We start from the raw sequence: 17,543 nt of genomic DNA on the forward strand, positions 1-17,543 counted from the left end.
CGGCTGGAAGGTTGTTCAGTCCCGACATAGCACTAGAGAGAGCCGCCCCGATGGCGTTACAGAGGATCGAAAAATAATTTCAACGGTCTTTTTCCAGCTTGAGCAACGGCTCCTGAAAGCGCAGCAAGCGCCCGGCATTACCAAGGACCAGCAATGTGCTGAGGTTGTGCAACAGCGCGGCAATCATCGCCCCGGCGGCACCCAGCCAACCGAATGCAGCGAACACGACGATGGCCAGCGTCCAGCCCAGGCCGATGATCACGTTGACCTGCAACGTCTTGCGGCACTGGCGGCTGAGCCGTACACAAGTACCGAGGCGGCGCAGGTCACTGCCGATCAAGACGATGTCGGCCGAGGCCAGTGCGATGTCCGCTCCGCCCGCGCCCATCGCCACACCGACCACGCCCGCCTTGAGCGCGAGGGAATCGTTGATGCCGTCACCGACCACCATCGGCCGGAAGCCACTGTTGATTTCCTTGAGTACGCGGTTGAGTTTGTCCTCAGGCAAGGCTTGGGCTTCCACCTCATGCAAGCCGACGTCTCTGGCCAGCGATTGCGCGACACTTTGGCGATCGCCAGTCAGGAGCAATTGTCGGCCCAGACCCAACTCTCGCAATTCGTCGAGGGCGAAACGGGCTTCCGGCTTAACCGTGTCGGCGAGCAACAACCAGGCGAGGAATTCACCGTTCAATGCCAACCCGGCGATGGGTCCGTCGTGATCGGGAACCGTTGTCGTGGTGATGCCCAGTTGCGCGAACAACTCCGGTCGGCCCAGCGCGGCTACACCCTGCGCGGTCTTGGCCACCACGCCGAGGCCTTGGCGCTCGTGAATATCAGTCAGGGGTAAAGACTCTTCCTGACTGACCAACCCCGCGAGCGCACGACTGACCGGGTGGCTGCTCGCTGCGCCGAGGCTGGCGGCGAGCGCGATGATCACGGATGACTCTGCGCGCGGGTCGTTGATCGATTGCAAGCGCAGAGTGCCGTAAGTCAGAGTGCCGGTCTTGTCGACCACCAGCGAGGTCAAGTCGGCCAATTCCTCAAGGAACGCCGAGCTGCGGATCAAAATGCCGTGACGTGCGGCCACCGCCACACCGGCAATCGCCGTGGCCGGAGCCGACAGTACCAACGCACACGGACAGGCAGCGACCAATACCGCGAGCATCGCTTGCGCATCGTGAGTGATAAACCAGGTTACCGCCGCCAGCAGCAACACCAGCACCATGTAGCTGCCGGCGTAACGTTCGAGCAAACGGGTGATTGGCGGTTTCGAGCGTTCGGCGTTCTGCATCAATGCAATGACCTTGCCCAGCGTCGACTCGCCACCGATGCGCGTCACTTCGATACGCAGCAGGCCGTCGAGGTTGATCGCACCGCCGAAGACCGACAGGCCGACGCCCGCCTCGACCGGCACCGATTCACCGGTAATCGAAGCGGTGTCGAGACTGGCTTGGCCGGACAACACTCGGCCATCGGCGGGAATCCGATCACCGGCGCGCACCTCAACGGTGTCGCCGGCCTTCAACGTGCCGTTGTCCACTTCGATGATCGAGCCATCTGCTTGAACCTTGCGCGCATGGCTGCGCGTCAGTTGGCCAAGGGCATGGATCGCCTCCTGCGAGCCGATGACGCTACGCTCCTCGAGCACATGGCCGAAGATCATGATGATAGGCAGCAACGCCGCCGTCAGCAGATCACCGGTCGCCCAGGCGCCAAGCATCGCCAGGGCGATCAGTTGATCGGTGATGCCGTGCAGGCTCGGATAGCGCAGGCTGTACCACGCCGAACGCATCACCGGCACGCCCACCAATAACGATGCAAACCCAAGCAGCAACTGACTGACACCGGTTTGCTCGGGCATCTGCCAGCGCCAGATCAAACCCAGACCCAACAGGCCCAGCGCGAGCATAGCCAAGGTCAGTTGCCGTGCAGCGCGGCGTTGTTCGGCCGAGGACAACAGGCTCGGTGCGGCGGTTGTCGCAGTCATTTACTGGCTCCCTGAATGATCAGGCGGGAATCGTCTTTCGGGTCGACCGTGGTCACCGATCCGGCCTGGCCGAGAATCTTCGGCATGCGCTCGCGGTACAGGCGCAGGAGCATTTGCGGGTCGGTAGTGTTGGCCAGACTCGACACCGTAGCCGTGTCGGCAGAGGCTTTGGCCAAGCGCTCACCAGCCTGCGCGTGAGCGACTTGCAGCGTGCGGTCGGCTTGTTCGTTGGCGGTCTGGGTCAGTTTCTCGGCGTCGGTGCGCGCGTTGGCCACGGCTTTGTCGGCCTGTTGACTGGCGGTCAGCACCGCGTTGAAAGCACTGACAGCGGGATCGGGCAGACTCGATTGCACGTCGACTCGCGCCACTTCGATGCCGATGCCCTGCCCGTCTGCCTTCAACTCGGCCAAACGTTTGTTGATGCCTTGCACCAGATCGCCACGCAGTTTTTCCCGACGTTCCGCGGCTTGATTGTCAGCGCCGATCAACTCCGGGCGAGCGACCAGAATGGTGTCCAGATCGCGTGCGGCCGTCAGCGCCACCGCGCTGCGTGTCACCAGACGATCCAGCGCCGGCAAGACATGCTCGCCCTGCAACACGAAGTCGTAAGGGTCAGTGACTTTGTAAAACACCCGCACATCCAGTTGCACCACGCCGGCATCACCGGTCAGTAAATAACCGGATCCAGCCAATGCATCGCTCAGGGGGGTGGCAAAGGAAGCGAGCCGATCGGCCTTTAACGCCTCATCACTGCGCAACAGATTCTCGACGCGACGCTCGATCACCCGATCGGCTGCCGGCAGCAAAATCACCTGTTCGAATGGCTGCGGCCAGGCCAATAGCAGACCGGCATTCTGGATGCGATCCAGCGCGCCGAAATGCAAAACCACTGCGCGATTTTGCGGATCAATTTGCCGCACATTGGAAAACACCCAGGCCAATGCCGCCAGGATCGTTACCGCGTACAAGGCAAAAAATGCCAAACGCCCGGCCTGAATCCATGGACTGTTCAGCGCATGTGTTCCACGTGGAACTTCTTCATTCATGGCTGCGATCCGGATTTGCTGTCGAGTGTCGGCGGGCCGTCAACCAGTACACGGAATGGCGCGGCGTCGGTACGCAGAATCAGTTTGGTGTCCGGCGTGACGATGGTGCCGAGGGTGTCGAGTGAGCGCAGCAGGTTGTAGAGCTGCGGCGAACTGGCGTACGCACGACCATAAATCTGCGCCGCTTCGACGCGAGACTGCGCTTCGATTTCTGCCGCTTTTACCGTTGCGTCAGCCTGCACAATTCGCGCATCGCGCTCGGCAGCAGAACGGATTTGCGCGGCCTCTCGTTTGCCGATGGCCGTACGTTCAGTGGCGATTGTTTCACGCTCGGCGCGCATACGATCGACCGTGGCGGTGAGTGTCACCGACGGCAAGGTCAAACGCTCGATGCCGACTTGCACAACCCGCACGCCATACGTCGCGAGTAATTGCTGATCGATCTGTTGGCGCAACTGGGCTTCAAAATCGGCGATACGCACCTGACTGGCATCAGTGTTCACCAGATTCGCCAGATCAAAACTGCTCGCGGTGGTTTCCAGCGCCGAGCCGACAAAGGTACGAATCTGCCGCGCGGCTTCGTCCGGCTGATTCTGCACCGCACGCATAAAACGCTGCACGTTGTCCGCATCGCCCTGCACCTGCCACGCCACGTAGGCCTGCACGATGATGCGCAAACCGTCACGAGTGCCGACATCCTGCAAGCCGCTGGACGTCGTGCGCAAACGCAGGTCGACCGGAATCGCCGCCTCGAACGGCACCGGCCAACGCCAACTCAAACCCGGATCAAGCAGTACCCGCGATGGATTGCCAAAGCGTGTAATAACCGTGGCCTCGCCGGAACGCACCTGCACCAGGCTCGCCGCCGCAATGGCAAACGCTACCACTAAGACTGCCCAGCCCATCCGCCGCCAAGGAAAAGGCCCCGCCTCTTCCGGTGCACCGTGATGATGTCCGTGGTGATGGTGATGCCCGCCGTGACCGTGATCGTGGCCACCGTGGTCATGATGATCGTGTGTGTGCGACTGGCTCAATGGGCGACTCCTGGTTGAGCGGTGGTGCGCGCAGGCGTCGGGTCAGCCGGCAGCGTGAACGTACGCAGGTCGATGGTCGGCGCATTGCTGCTGCCGCCCAGACGGTGGTCGAGTATCAGCAATCTCGCTTTGCTCAGGCCTTGGCCGAGCTGGCCAAGGTATTGCTCCAGCACAAAGGCCTGGCCGGCACTGGCGTAGGCCTTTTGCTCGGCGCTGAAGCGCAGATCCGCCGCCTGCGCCGTGGCACGGGTTTCCCGCGCATTGGCGCTGGCTTGATCGCGAGCTAGGCTGGCCTGCAACTGCGCCTGATTGCTCGCTTCAGCAGCCGCGCCACGCTCGCGGGAGATCAATGCCTGCGCGCCGATCTGCGCAGCTTGCACGCTGTGATAGGCATTGGCGGCACCGGCCGGCGGGTGAATGGCTTCGACGACCGTGGCGAGAATTTCAACGCCACTGTTGAGTGATTGCAGATCACGCTGCACCGCGCGACCGATCTCCTCGCCCAGCCCGACCCGGTCTTGACCGAGTAAACCGTCCAGCGTGCGCGAGGCAAAGTCGTGCACCAGAATCCGGCTGGCGGTGCTGCGGATCAGCGTTGGCACATCCGCGCTGTTGTACGTCGCCGCCAGTGCGGCCTGATCGCTGAGGCCGATGCGATAGACGAAGCGCACGTCCATGTTGACGATCTGAAAGCTCTGCTGCTCGCCACGGCTGCTGGCGATGACTTGCGACTTGTCGTTGACGTGACTGGCGTCCCACAAACGGTTGGCGGTGATCGGCGCAGGGCCTTCAGCGGGGTCGGCTTGCAGCGGAATAGGGTTGTCGCCGACGCTGGTGGCCAGTTCATGCACCACGCCATTTTCGATGATCAACACCCGCCCCAGCGGCCAAGGCAAACCGCTGTGCAAACCGGGGCCAAATACCTGCACCGGTTTGCCGAAACGCTCATAAATACCACGGCCCTGTAGCGGGATTTCGTGGAGACCGGTGAGCAGCCAACCCACTGTGGCGACCAGCGCCAGCACCGGTAAAAAGGCGCGGCGCATGTAACTGAACGCCCAGATCTGCCGCAGATCGATGCCAAAACGGTTGTGCAATTCATGCTGCAACGCGAGTAGAGGTTGTGGTGGCCAGCGCAGCATATCGGCGACAAAACTGCGCGCCAGCAGGGTCGGCTCAAGCTGCTCGCGACGAGGACTGAAAACTGAAAGAACGGCACGCAATAACAACTCGATCGCGACCAATCCCGGCAAGATACCGCTCAACACAGCAACGCGAACTGGCCACACCGCGTTCTCGCCAGCGAACAACAAACACAGCGCGCCAAGCACCAGACTGATGATCGCCACACGCGTCAGTTGCGCGAGTGAACCTGCTTCGGGCCATTGCGCCGGGTTTTCCTGAGCCAGTTGCCGCTCCAGCACCAGCAAACCGAACGCCAGCAACAATGCAAACGCTGCACCCACCGTTGCCGATAGACCCACGGCAGCAGCCGGCAATGTCAGATTCCACACCTGCTCGATACTCAGCACCGTCAGCAGCGCCCAGCCACCCAACCACAGCGTCGCCGCGCCGATCTGACCAAGCAGATGCAGACCGCGCTGACTCAAGCGATTCAGCAGCCGCTCATACCACCCTTGCGGCGCGGGTTGTTCCTCCACGACAAGCGGCGCCAGCACAACAGGATTGATCACCCGCGCACGCCATCGCGTCACCCACCACGCCGATTGCAGCCCGGCAACCAGCACCAGCAGCGCGGCGCTCTGATTGACCAGCAGCGGCAGCCACAATGACTGCGGGGCAAACAGCCCGACAAAAAACGCCAGCACCCACCCGGCCCCGGCCAATCCGCCGAGGCCGATCGCCCAACGGCGCAGACGCCGGCTCTGCACGGCCGCCTGCTGAAAGCGCGGCAGTGCGGTCACTTGCGTGCCATCCACTTCCAGATCGACTTGCATATCACCCCAAATTCATTAGTCCATGCTGCACATCGTTACGATATAACGAAAAGAGTGAAATATTCGTACACAATCACGCTTATTCAAAGACGCCCAACCTGTCGTTTGCCTGAAGCCTTGACCGAAATGTCCGGAAGCGCACATATTACGATCGTAATTTTTATCCGGAGCTACTTTTAGCGATCCGCATCCATCCATCAGGAGCAAGTGCATGAGCAACTATGACGTGGTGATTCTGGGCGGCGGCCCCGGTGGTTATAACGCGGCGATCCGCGCCGGCCAGCTGGGCCTCAAGGCCGCGTGCGTCGAAGGTCGGGCAACCCTCGGCGGCACCTGCCTGAACGTTGGTTGCATGCCGTCCAAAGCCTTGCTGCATGCATCTGAGCTTTACGAGGCGGCGATGGGTGCGGAATTCGCCAACCTCGGCATCGAGGTCAAACCGACGCTCAACCTCGCGCAGATGATGAAACAGAAAGACGAAAGCGTGGCCGGCCTGACCAAAGGCATTGAATTTCTGTTTCGCAAGAACAAGGTCGACTGGATCAAGGGCTGGGGCCACATCGACGGCCCCGGCAAGGTCACAGTGACCGACGCTCAGGGCGGCAAAGTCGAACTGACCGCGAAGGACATAATCATCGCCACCGGCTCCGAGCCCACTCCCCTGCCCGGTGTCGAGATCGATAACAAACGCATCCTTGATTCAACCGGCGCGCTTTCCCTGAGCGAAGTGCCCAAACACCTGGTGGTGATCGGTGCCGGCGTCATCGGCCTCGAACTGGGCTCGGTATGGCGGCGACTGGGCGCGCAGGTCACCGTGGTCGAATACCTCGACCGCATCTGCCCGGGCGTCGATGGCGAGGCCGGCAAAACCCTGCAACGCTCGCTGAGCAAACAAGGCATCGCGTTCAAGTTGAGTTCGAAAGTCACCAGCGCCACCTCATCAGCCGAAGGTGTGCAGCTCAGCGTCGAACCGGCCGCTGGCGGTACGGCCGAGTTGCTGGAAGCCGATTACGTGCTGGTAGCCATCGGCCGCCGCCCTTATACCCAGGGTCTCGGTCTGGAGAACGTCGGCCTGAGCACCGACAAGCGCGGCATGCTCGCCAACCAACAGCACCGCACCGAAGCCGCCGGGGTCTGGGTGATCGGCGACGTGACCTCCGGGCCGATGCTCGCGCACAAGGCTGAAGACGAAGCGATGGCCTGCGTCGAGCAGATCCACGGCAAGGCCGGCGAGGTCAATTACGACCTGATCCCCAACGTGATCTACACCAAACCGGAACTGGCCAGCGTCGGCAAGACCGAAGAACAGCTCAAGGCTGAAGGACGCGCCTACAAGGTCGGCAAATTTCCGTTCACCGCCAACAGCCGGGCGAAGATCAACCACGAGACTGAAGGCTTCGCCAAAGTCATCGCCGACGAGCGCACCGATGAAGTCCTCGGCGTGCATCTCGTGGGGCCGAGCGTGAGTGAGATGATTGGCGAATTTTGTGTGGCGATGGAGTTCAGTGCTTCGGCGGAGGACATTGCGTTGACGTGCCATCCGCATCCAACGCGGTCAGAGGCGTTGCGCCAGGCGGCGATGAATGTCGAGGGGATGGCGACGCAGATGTAAGTTCCAGAATGTTGATTGGCTGGCCCACCGCTTTCGCGAGCAGGCTCGCTCCCACATTCGACCGCAGTCCTCCAGAAGGAACACGGTCAACGGTGGGAGCGAGCCTGCTCGCGATTGGGGACAACTCGGTCTCAAGCCGGAAGATGCCCCAACGGTAAAGCCCCCGGCGTCTTCACCGTGTGAATCGCAAAATTGCTGCGGATGTCGCTCACCCCCGGCAGCTTCAACAGACAGCCGCTGAGAAAACGGTCATACGCGCGCAAATCGGGCACCACCACTTGCAGCAAAAAATCTGATTCCCCCGACACCAGAAACGCCGAAATCACTTCCGGCAACGCCGTCACGGCTTTGTAGAACGCCTCGGCCTGTTCATCGTTGTGGCGCTCGACCTTGACCCCGACAAACACCGTCAGCCCCAGCCCGACCTCATCGCGATCGAGATTGGCCTGATAGCCACGTATCACCCCGGCTTCCTCGAGCATTCGCACCCGGCGTAGACACGGCGAGGCCGACAAGCCGATTTCATCCGCCAACTCGACATTGCTCAGGCGTCCGTTGCGTTGCAGCGCCGCGAGAATCTTGCGGTCGAAGGCGTCGAGTTTCATGGTTGGCAGATCCCGATAGTCATGGCGTTGAAAACCAGCAGATTATGCCAATACGGTGTGCTTTTGAAGCTGACTACGCAAGCACCTGCCCCGCCCTTCGGCCCTAGACTTGGCGCACCGAATCGACAACGAAAGGGCTGCAACATGGCGAGTCTCTGGCTGTTCTTCCTGGCATTGGCGGTGGTCTATCTATTGCCCGGCCCGGACATGATCCTGCTGCTGCAAACCGGTGCCCGGCAGGGACGCGGCGCGGCGCTGGCCACTGCTATCGGTCTGGGCGTTGCCCGTGGTTGTCACGTGGCCCTGGCGGCATTGGGGCTGGCGGCGTTGTTCAAAGCGGCGCCGTGGACGTTCGAGGTGGTGCGATTGGCGGGGGCGGCGTATCTGCTGTGGATCGGCATTCAATGCCTGCGCAGCACCCTGTTGCCGAACCTGAATACCGGTGAGGCTGGTGAGGCGCACGGGCAATGGCGCGAAGCCGTCCGACGCGGTTTGCTGACCAACCTGCTCAACCCCAAAGCGCTGCTGTTCTGCTCGGTGCTGCTGCCGCAATTCATCGTCAATGACGGCGCGCCGGTACTGAGCCAATTCGCCGTACTCGGCATGCTGCTGGTCGGCGTCGGCCTGCTGTTCGACAGCGCCTACGCCCTCACCGGCGCCGCGCTGGGTCGTTGGCTGCAACACAGTCCAACGGCCCAACGCGTACAACAATGGCTGTTCGGCAGCCTGTTGATCGGTTTCGCCGTGCGCCTGACGTTCGTCCAGCAGGCTTAGCCTTTGCGGGCCTTACGCTGGCGACGGGTGATCAGCAGCAACGCGGCGGCCGTGACCAGTACAATCGCGCCGATCTGAACCGGCCACTTATACGGCCGCAGCGACGAGCGCACAGCATCGGTTACCTGGGTGACGTAACGCTTGTCGGCGTTTTCGAAATCCGGGTACGGGCACTGATTGCCGAAATCAACGGCCCACGGTACGAACGGACCTTCCTTGATGTAACGCTGATACAACGCGCTCTGATCTTCCAGGCTGCTGTTCCAGCCGGCCGCGTTGCACAGCACGGCAGCGAATGCCTGACTGGTGTGCGGCAGATTGTCAGCGGCGCGCCCGGCCAGCTCGGTGGCGACGAAACGGTAGTGATAGCGCTGATCCGGTTTCGCTTCGCTTGCAGCCTGACGTTGCACTTCGGCCTCGCTCACCAGCGGGCCGACTTTCAGCTCCGTGGTTTCCAGACTGTAGTTGCCACCGAACGTGGCGTAGTCCGGCGCCATCTCGTAACCGAGAATATCCATGCCCCACTCGCGGGCCGTCCACGCGGCGTTGTACAAGGCACTGGCGCGTTTGGTCGGCCACCATGCGGCATCGGCCTTCAGCCGTTGTTCGCCGTACAGTCGAGCCTTGTTTTGCAGGTCGGGATTGTCGAAATAAGCCACCGCGTCGGCGTAATGCCCTTCGCGCAACAAGCGTCGACCGAGCAAATTGCGCAGGCTGGCGGCGACCGGCAGCGGTACATAGTTGTCGCGCTGCTGCTGGGTCAACGCTGGCGGCGCCGGGACGTTGTCGTCGACGTATTTTTTCAGCTCTTCGACCGTCAGCACGCGTTCGGCCACGGTGGCGGCGTCGAACCAATAGGTGCTGTTGCTGCGATACAACTGCACGAAGGCTTGCAGATATTCGCCGCGCTGCAACGCAAGAATCGCGCTTTCGCCTTCGACCCGGCACTTCGGCTGAACGCTTTCAAACGCCCAGTCCGGCGTACGTCGATAACCCCAGTCTTCGTTCTGCGGGAAGACCTGCGCGGCTTTGGCATAAGCTGCCGCAGCGGTATTTTTATCGCCGTCGCGTACCGCCAGTTTCGCCCGTAACCACCATGCCAGGCCGCCGTCACCGGCATTTTCAAGGAAGGCCTTGGCGCCGGCGTAATCGCCCTGTTGATAACTCATCGCCGCCAGACGATCGGCATTTTCGAGGCTGCCGCGGGTGCTGTTTTGCAGCAGCTTGACCAGTTTCTTCTCGTTCGGCGGCTCATCGCCAAACGACCAGCCCTGGCGGCTGACCAGCGATGCCGTGACCAGTTGCTGCACGGCCTTGTGCTGCAGCAACTCGGCGAGTTTGGCCTCGGGCAACTCCGCCAGTTCATTCATCAATTGCTTGAGCGAGGTGTAACCCACGCCCGAGCCGTGAAGGTTTTGTGCTTCATACAACTCGATGGCGCCGCTCCAGTCGCCGCCAGAACGCAGCACCCGAGCCTCTTCGCCGAGACTGGCGACACCCAGCTCCAGCGGATCGCTGAAACCGTCGATGCTCATCTGCCGGGTCTGGCGGAAGGCGTCACGCGCTTGCTCCAGCGCCTCGACCGCATCCGCGCCTTCGCTGCTCATGGCGAACCAGCTGCGGCCCAGCGAATACGCCGCCCACGTGCTGCGCAACGGACGCTGGTCCGCCGGCAGTGCCAGAAGCTTGCTGAAATACTCGACGGCAAGTTGATGATCCCCGGTGGCAAACGCCACCGCACCGGCCACGTACAAGCGGATTTCCGCCGGCAGACTGGCGCCCTGCGCCTCGACCTGACGCGCATCGGTCAGGCCGCGCAATTGCTTGACCAAACCTTGCTGCTCGGCGCTCAGGCCGGCTTGTTCGGCAATTTCCCGAGACTCGGCGGCGGCGTTTTCCTCGCCGTACACGTCGTTGGGATTGTGCGTCGCAGCGGTGACGTTCTTCAGCCCGGCGATGGCTTTGCCGAGGCGACTGAGTTCGAAGTTGAAGTTACCCTCAGGCAGGTCCGCGAGGGTCTGACCGCGATTGTCGAGCAGGCGCATCGGGAAATCCGGCCCACAGGCCAGTGCCGAACCCAGCGGCAGGCAGAGGCTCAGGCAGAGCAGATGGCGGGGCCAGTTACGGGTCAACATGCGAACCTCCTTGATCAATATTGGCGCAACGCGCCCAACCGATAGCGCGCTGCCCACCCGCCGGCAAGCGGCCGTCGCGCAGGCGGGTGAAGGTAAGCAGATCGGGGCTTTGTTGCAACGAGTAACCGGCGAGCGCATCGGCGCCTTCGCAGCTTTTCGCCTTCAACGTGATCTGCGCGGGCCAGGCAGTGTCGAGGTTGCCGGGGTTGTCGAGCTGGATGTCGTAGAGACCGTCGTGTTCGCTGACCGTCACGCCGAGCCGACTGGCGAGTCGATCACCACGGGCGACCGCGCGCAGGGTGGTCAGGCTCCAGGCGCGGCGATCATTGGCCAGCGGCAAGCGGAACCAGATCAGCCCCGCCAGATGCGCCGGCGGGTCTTTGCGCAATGCCTGAGCGAGTTGGCTCAATTGCAGCGGATCAGCGAGCAATTCCCGCCGCTCACCGCCACGCTCAAGTTGCACTTCGCTCTCCACCACCGGCGCCCCGCCAGCATCCGGCAACAGCGCTACGCCGTACGCCGGCAGCGCCAGATAAAACGGTTTATCGGTGATACCTGCCCAGGCCTTGGCCCATTTCAAGGCTTGATCAGGATCGAACAAACCCCGACGCGGATCGCTGACGGCATGCACTTGCAGCACGCTGCTGTCGACGGTTTGCAGCAGCGCCGGCAATTGCGCACTGTCGAGCCAGGCCGGCAGCGCCGTGATGCTCAGCGGGATATTTGTCGGCAACGCCGCACGCAGATGTTTGAGAAATTCAGCGTAGGCCGGCAAACGTGCGTTACCGGCATCGTGATCGATCTCGACGCCGCTCAGCGCCAGGCCTTGCGTCTGCCAATCGGCGAGTACCTGAAGAATTTGCGTGGTGACTTGTTCCTGATCCAGCGACCTGAGCTGGCCGTCGAGACGGATCACCGCAATCAGCGCACGACCATCGGCTTTCAGTAACGGCGCATCGATTCGCGCGCGGCTCCATCCGGCATTGGGAAAGGCTTGCAGGGCGAGCACGCGCAGCGTCGAGAAGTCATCGTGGCTGTCACGCAGCGCCGCCTCGTGGGCCGGCGTCCATTGGCGTTGCCAGATGTAGAGTTGTTGGTCGAGGGGTGGCGCGTCTTGCTGTTTACAACCCACAAGCAAGATGCCCAAGAACAGCCCCACAATAAATCGCATACCTTCCAACCCCCTGACACCACAAGGCTGCAAGGTTACACAAAAATCCTGTAGGCGCTGTCGAGTGAAACGAGGCTGCGATCTTTTGATCTTGTTTTTTAGGATCAAGATCAAAAGATCGCAGCGTGCCGCAGCTCCTACAGGGGTGCGGCGGGTTTGCGGGCGATGATCACCTGGCTTTTCGCAACCACCGCATCCAGCGCCTGTTTGATCTGCGCGCCGCGCGGCGAATCCAGCACAGCTTGCCAGGTGTCCGCCCAGTGGTTGAGCAGCGGATGATCCGGGTTACTGAAATCGACCTTGGCTTCCCAGAACAGCAACATCCACATCGACCAGTAAAAACCGTACTGGCTGTGGCTGATGACCTCCAGCCCGGCCTCGCTGACCATCGCCTTGAACTGTTCTTCGCTGATGATGCGAATGTGGTTGGGCTTCTGGAAATACTCGGCGGCGGCGATGTCTTTTTGCAGGTCTTCGGAGCTTGGGTGCGGCACGCTCAGCAGGTACAGGGCACCCGGCTTGCCGACGCGTACCAGTTCGGCAAGGAACTGCGCCGGATCGTCGACGTGCTCGATCACTTCAGTGGAGACCACACGCGTGGCCGTGCCGTCGGCGATCGGCAGCGGATTGCAGTCGGTGACGTGGCATTCGATGTCCCGCGCTGGCGTATCGCTGAGACGCTGACGGGTCGCTTCGACCTTGGCGCCATCAATGTCGGCGATGATGATCTTCGCTCCACGCATGCCGCAAAAATGCACGTTGCCGCCATCGCCGCAGCCGACGTCGAGCAAGGTGTCGGCGGCGGTCACCGGAAAGCCTTTGAACAGCTCGCCGGTTTCCTGGTTGAACCAGCCACTGAGCATCGCATCGTGCAGGCCGAGCATGTACGGATCGGTCTTCTCGGCGACCGCCGCGACAGGCGGCGCGGCGACCGGAGCAGGCGTGCCCGCCGTGAGTTTCTTCAAAAGGCTCAGCATGAGGTGGCTCCAGAGGATGGGATGGCGGTTCGGGACGTGCCGAGGCGTTTGACCAGCGCAGCGCCACGGTTGCGCATCGGCATTTCGATAACGCGATAATTCAGTTCGCTGAGCAGCACGATCAGGCCGAACGCCAGCAACAATGTGACGATCGGATGCCCGGCGGGGCTTGGCAAACCGGCGTTCTGCAGACGGAAGATCAGTTCACGCACCAGTTGATAGGCCGGAATGTGGATCAGGTACATACCGTAGGAGCGACTGCCGACCCACGCCAGCACACGCTGCACAGCACCGGCAGGCATCAGGTAGTCGCGGTTGTACGAAGCGATCCACACGAGCAAGGCGCCGAGTACGGCAATCGATCCGATGCGGTAAGGGGCAAAAGTGAAACGGTCGGTGGCCATGAAGCTCAACAGTGATCCGATGGCGATCAATGCCGAAATTCCGGCCCACGGTCGATGCAAGAAGGTCGGCTGCCAGCGTTGATAACTCGGCTGCGCGCTCCACATCGCCAACAACACGCCGAGGGCCAGCGCGTCTGTCCGCACGACCATCAGTAACGGCGTGCGCACGGTCAGAATCTGCACCGCCACCAGCACCAGCAATGCCCAGACCAGACGCTGGCGAAACAGCAGAATCAACAGCGGGAACAGCAGATAAAACTGCTCCTCCAGCGCCAGGCTCCAGTAAACGAAACTGCTGCCGTACTCGTAATGAAAGAAGCTGTCGGCAAAACGGAAGTTCGCGTACTGCAGCACCCCGGCCAGCGTCGCTTGCAGGTTCGCGGACAACGTCCCGAACGCCCCGGAACGGTTGAGAAACACGCAGGCCAGCAACATCAGCGCCAGCCACAACCAGGCCGAGGGCAACAGGCGAAACGCCCGGCGCAGCCAGAAATTGCGCGTTTGCTGCCAATATTCCCGGCGAGTCGTACAACCTTGCAGCGTCGGGATCAGGCTACGGGCGATGACAAAACCGGAGATCGCGAAGAACAGATCGACGCCCCACCACGGCTGCGCCCAGCCATGAATCTTCTCCAGCAACGGCACCGGGTCGGTGAACAGGCTGCCCTGCATGTGGTGGAACAACACGCCCAGCACAGCAATCGCGCGCAGGACTTCAATGTCCATAATCCGTTTGCTGCTCATGCTTCGGGGGTTTCCAGGGCCATGGTGCGCTGTTCGAACAATTGCGCGAGGAACACTTGCAGACGCTGTTGTGCCACAGCCTGACTGCAGAAACCTTGCAGGCTGCTGACGGCTTGCGCCGACATCTGTGCGTAACGCGCCGGGTGGTTTTTCGCCACGTCGTAACTGGCCTTGTAGGCTTCACACAACGACGCCCAGTTGGTTACGTAACGCAAGGTGCGAAAGGCTCGGCGCGGGTCGTGCGGCCAGGCGGTGAGTTCGTCGGTGGACTCGATCAGAAAGGCATTGTCAGTGCTCAGGTAATCGATCATCGCCGTGGTGCGCGGCGCCACCGCCGGTTTGCCGCAGGACATGAACTCCATCAGCGGCAAGCACTGACCTTCGCCATACGAGGTGTTGACCACGTAACGGGTGGCCTGCACCAACCGTTCGTAATCCGGGTCGGCGAGATAGCCGTAGATCAACACGATGCGGCAGCGGTAGGACTGGTTTTTGTACAGGTGATGCAGGATGTCGCTGAGCGCTTCTTCGGCATCGTGATGGGTCAGTTTCAGGACCAGCGTGGCGTCTTCGACGTCGCGGAAACTCACACAGAAGGCGCTGAGCATGTCTTCCCAGTTCTTACGCCCGTCGCCAGGATTGAACACCGAGGTGTACACCACGCCGTCGAGCAACAGTTCCTGCGCGGTGACCGGCGCGGAGAAATCGATGCCGGGGCCGGTGCGCAAATGCGCCGGGCCGAACGCATTCAAATCGAGCGTGCGGCTGTCCGCTACCAGCCCTTTGATCGTCAGGCGCAACGGCTCCGTCGTGGTTTGCCCCTGCAACTGCGAACCGCGCGCGGCAAAGCGATCCCACACCGGTGCCGGCACCGCAACGATCGGGTAGTCATCCGTCATCGCTTCGCGCACGGCGTTGACCGTGTAACTGGAATGGGTGATCGCTGCGCCACAGGCTGCCAACACCGTGCGCCAGTCGTTGCGAGGCTCACCGGCAAACGGCTCGTTGGGGATGGTGCTGAATTCCCACGCAAACACCGGCAACGTCGGGCACGCCAGGTGCACCGGGGTGCGATGCGGCGGCGAGAACGACAGAAAGACACACGGCTCGCCACGGCTCAGGCATTCCAGGTACAGCGCATCGACCTCAGCTTGCGGATCGAGCACTTCCACCACTTGCCCGAGCCGTTCGAGCACCGGACGGTATTCCTTGAGCACGAAGTAATAGCTGTACTCCGAACGCCCGAGGTTCTGCGCGATGGTGTGCTGGTTGGTTTCCGAATGAATGATGATCAGCATGAGGCGTTATCCGTCACGGGCGCGGCATCGACAGCCTCGGGTGCCAGCGCGAAAAAGTCCGCCATGCGCTTTTGTACCGGGGCGAACGCGCAGTAATCGTGCATGCGTTCGATGGCGGCCATGGACATCCGCTGATAATCCTGAGGCTGGGTCTTGGCCATCCGATAGCTGTGTTCGTAGGCGTTTTTCAGCGAGCCCCAGTCCGGGCGATAGCGCAAAGTACGGTAGATGATGCGGGTATCCTGCGGCCAGATCGTCAGCTCTTCGCTGGACTTGATCACGAATGCCACCGCGTCATCGATGTAGTCTTCCATCGCCGTGTGAGCGGGGGCGATCACCGGTGTGCCGCTGGACATGAACTCCATGAGCGGCAGGCACAGACCTTCACAGCGCGAGGCGTTCACGTAGAAACTTGCGGCCTGATACAGCCTGGCGTACTGCGTGTCGTCGAGATAACCGTGCATCACCACCACCCGGCAGGCGAACGGGGTGAGTTGCGCAAGCAATGTCATCAACTCGCTGTAGTAGGAAGCCAGATCGTTCTGCGTAATCTTCAACACAAGCGTCGCGTCGGACGTTTCGCGAAACGCCCAACAGAATGCGGTGATCAGTTGATGCCAGTTCTTGCGGCCATCCTTGGGGTTGAAGACAGTGACATAAACCACACCGTCGACCGTGGTTTCGACCACCGAAGTGGTGTCCGGCAAGTTCAGCGTCACCGGTTCTACTACGGGTAACGGCAGCGGCCCACACACGGCCGGCAGGCGTTGTTCCAGCCAGCCGTGCAGCGTATCCGGCACCAGGTCGCGAACACCTTCCCAATACCAGTTATAGAGAAATTTCACCCGTGGCACCGGCTCTGCCTGCGCGTGTCCAAGATCCAGCGCCCATAGACGCAGGTAATGCCGGGCAATGACGAAGCGGCGTTTGAGGGTCAGCGGTGGCGGACGTGCGGCTTCGATTTCGGCCGCCAGCGCGGCTTCCTCTTCCGGCGTGATCGGCGTAGGGATCAGCGCATCGGCGCAGAGGCCGAGGGTACGGGTATCGAAAATGCAGCCTTTGATCGCCAGCGACGTGCCGGGTTTGACCGGCAGACTGAGCGTCTGCTGACGAATTGCCGCGAAGTTTTCCCACAGCGGCGTGGGCAAAACCAACACCGGGAAGTCTTCGCCCATGGCACGACGGATGGCTCGAGCGGTGTGGCTCGACAGCGTGATAACCCGCCCATGGCGAGCGAGCATCTGCGTCCAGTCCTGACGCGGGTCGTTGTCCCACTGTTCGTCAGGAATCGAGTCGAACTCCCAGGCCACCACACACACTGTCGGGCATTCGAGGTCGACCGGGGTTTTCTGCGGCGGAGTGAACGACAGAAACAGGCTGTCTTCGCCGGCGGCGAGCAGTTGTCGATACAGCGGATCGACGTCGGCGGTAGACGACACCACGTGCACATGCCCAAGACTTTCCAGCACCGGGCGATAAGCTTTGAGCACGAAGTAGTAACTGTATTCCGGACGGCCGAGACTCTGGCCGATGGAACTGTCATTGACGTCCGAGTAAAGAATGAAATTCATGGCATCCCACGATGAAGCCGCCGTCCTGGCAACCTCATGTCATGACGACCGGGCGTTGGATCAAGTCGGCATCGCCGCAGCTTGTCCAGCAACCTCAGACCCGCCTTCGTTTTTGTTTTAGTGGTCAGTTTCACCCCGTTGCGCTACGCCCACGGCAGACCGGAGGAAATAGCGACGAGGGCCATTCTAAACACATCCATCAAGGATCCGGGAACCGCCGGACGGGA

The 17,543-nt window shown here is 61.6% G+C and carries 13 protein-coding genes; 2 read left to right on the forward strand and 11 right to left on the reverse strand.

Going from position 1 to position 17,543, the window contains the following annotated elements; all coding sequences use genetic code 11:
* Window positions 1-79 precede the first annotated feature (79 nt).
* The 4 genes from BK670_RS28605 to hflK (BK670_RS28620) are packed head-to-tail and all read right to left on the reverse strand — an operon-like array spanning window position 80 to window position 6,025.
* Window positions 80-1,987 (reverse strand): heavy metal translocating P-type ATPase, encoded by a 1,908-nt coding sequence (locus BK670_RS28605; RefSeq protein ID WP_123454824.1) that lies wholly within the window; start codon window positions 1,985-1,987, stop codon window positions 80-82.
* Window positions 1,984-3,033 (reverse strand): protease modulator HflK, encoded by a 1,050-nt coding sequence (gene hflK / locus BK670_RS28610; protein ID WP_123454827.1) that lies wholly within the window; start codon window positions 3,031-3,033, stop codon window positions 1,984-1,986. The genes BK670_RS28605 and hflK (BK670_RS28610) overlap by 4 nt, the downstream gene beginning before the upstream one ends.
* Window positions 3,030-4,067 carry a protease modulator HflC gene (gene hflC / locus BK670_RS28615; RefSeq protein ID WP_123454829.1) on the reverse strand — a complete coding sequence of 346 codons (1,038 nt, stop codon included), beginning with the start codon at window positions 4,065-4,067 and terminating at the stop codon, window positions 3,030-3,032. Before hflC ends, hflK (BK670_RS28610) begins: the two co-directional genes overlap by 4 nt.
* A complete protein-coding gene (hflK, locus tag BK670_RS28620; RefSeq protein WP_123454832.1) occupies window positions 4,064-6,025 on the reverse strand; it encodes a protease modulator HflK in 1,962 nt (653 codons plus the stop codon). Before hflK (BK670_RS28620) ends, hflC begins: the two co-directional genes overlap by 4 nt.
* 211 nt (window positions 6,026-6,236) lie before the next feature.
* Here hflK (BK670_RS28620) and lpdA point away from each other — a divergent pair, with 211 nt between their 5' ends.
* A complete protein-coding gene (lpdA, locus tag BK670_RS28625; RefSeq protein ID WP_123454834.1) occupies window positions 6,237-7,637 on the forward strand; it encodes a dihydrolipoyl dehydrogenase in 1,401 nt (466 codons plus the stop codon).
* 131 nt (window positions 7,638-7,768) lie between these two features.
* Here the strand turns inward: lpdA and BK670_RS28630 are convergent, their stop codons facing one another.
* On the reverse strand, window positions 7,769-8,242 hold the full coding sequence (locus BK670_RS28630) for an Lrp/AsnC family transcriptional regulator (RefSeq protein WP_123454836.1): 474 nt from the start codon (window positions 8,240-8,242) through the stop codon (window positions 7,769-7,771).
* A 144-nt stretch (window positions 8,243-8,386) separates the two neighbouring features.
* On the opposite strand from BK670_RS28630, the gene BK670_RS28635 reads away from it, so the two are divergent.
* A complete protein-coding gene (locus BK670_RS28635; protein WP_123454839.1) occupies window positions 8,387-9,016 on the forward strand; it encodes a LysE family translocator in 630 nt (209 codons plus the stop codon).
* Here BK670_RS28635 and BK670_RS28640 read toward each other — a convergent pair.
* The 6 genes from BK670_RS28640 to BK670_RS28665 form a co-directional block, all read right to left on the reverse strand.
* Window positions 9,013-11,151, reverse strand: coding sequence for a hypothetical protein (locus BK670_RS28640; RefSeq protein ID WP_123454841.1), 2,139 nt, complete (start codon window positions 11,149-11,151; stop codon window positions 9,013-9,015). The two genes, BK670_RS28635 and BK670_RS28640, sit on opposite strands and share 4 nt — an antisense overlap.
* On the reverse strand, window positions 11,138-12,322 hold the full coding sequence (locus BK670_RS28645) for a DUF3142 domain-containing protein (RefSeq protein WP_123454843.1): 1,185 nt from the start codon (window positions 12,320-12,322) through the stop codon (window positions 11,138-11,140). Before BK670_RS28645 ends, BK670_RS28640 begins: the two co-directional genes overlap by 14 nt.
* A gap of 137 nt (window positions 12,323-12,459) precedes the next feature.
* Window positions 12,460-13,299, reverse strand: coding sequence for a class I SAM-dependent methyltransferase (locus tag BK670_RS28650; protein WP_123454845.1), 840 nt, complete (start codon window positions 13,297-13,299; stop codon window positions 12,460-12,462).
* Window positions 13,293-14,447 (reverse strand): acyltransferase family protein, encoded by a 1,155-nt coding sequence (locus BK670_RS28655; protein ID WP_123454848.1) that lies wholly within the window; start codon window positions 14,445-14,447, stop codon window positions 13,293-13,295. The genes BK670_RS28650 and BK670_RS28655 overlap by 7 nt, the downstream gene beginning before the upstream one ends.
* Window positions 14,444-15,745, reverse strand: a complete 1,302-nt coding sequence (locus BK670_RS28660; RefSeq protein ID WP_123454850.1) for a glycosyltransferase — start codon at window positions 15,743-15,745, stop codon at window positions 14,444-14,446. The genes BK670_RS28655 and BK670_RS28660 overlap by 4 nt, the downstream gene beginning before the upstream one ends.
* A complete protein-coding gene (locus BK670_RS28665; protein WP_123454853.1) occupies window positions 15,739-17,316 on the reverse strand; it encodes a glycosyltransferase in 1,578 nt (525 codons plus the stop codon). The genes BK670_RS28660 and BK670_RS28665 overlap by 7 nt, the downstream gene beginning before the upstream one ends.
* Window positions 17,317-17,543 lie beyond the last annotated feature (227 nt).

Source organism: Pseudomonas fluorescens, from assembly GCF_003732425.1.
Lineage (GTDB): Bacteria > Pseudomonadota > Gammaproteobacteria > Pseudomonadales > Pseudomonadaceae > Aquipseudomonas > Aquipseudomonas fluorescens_BE.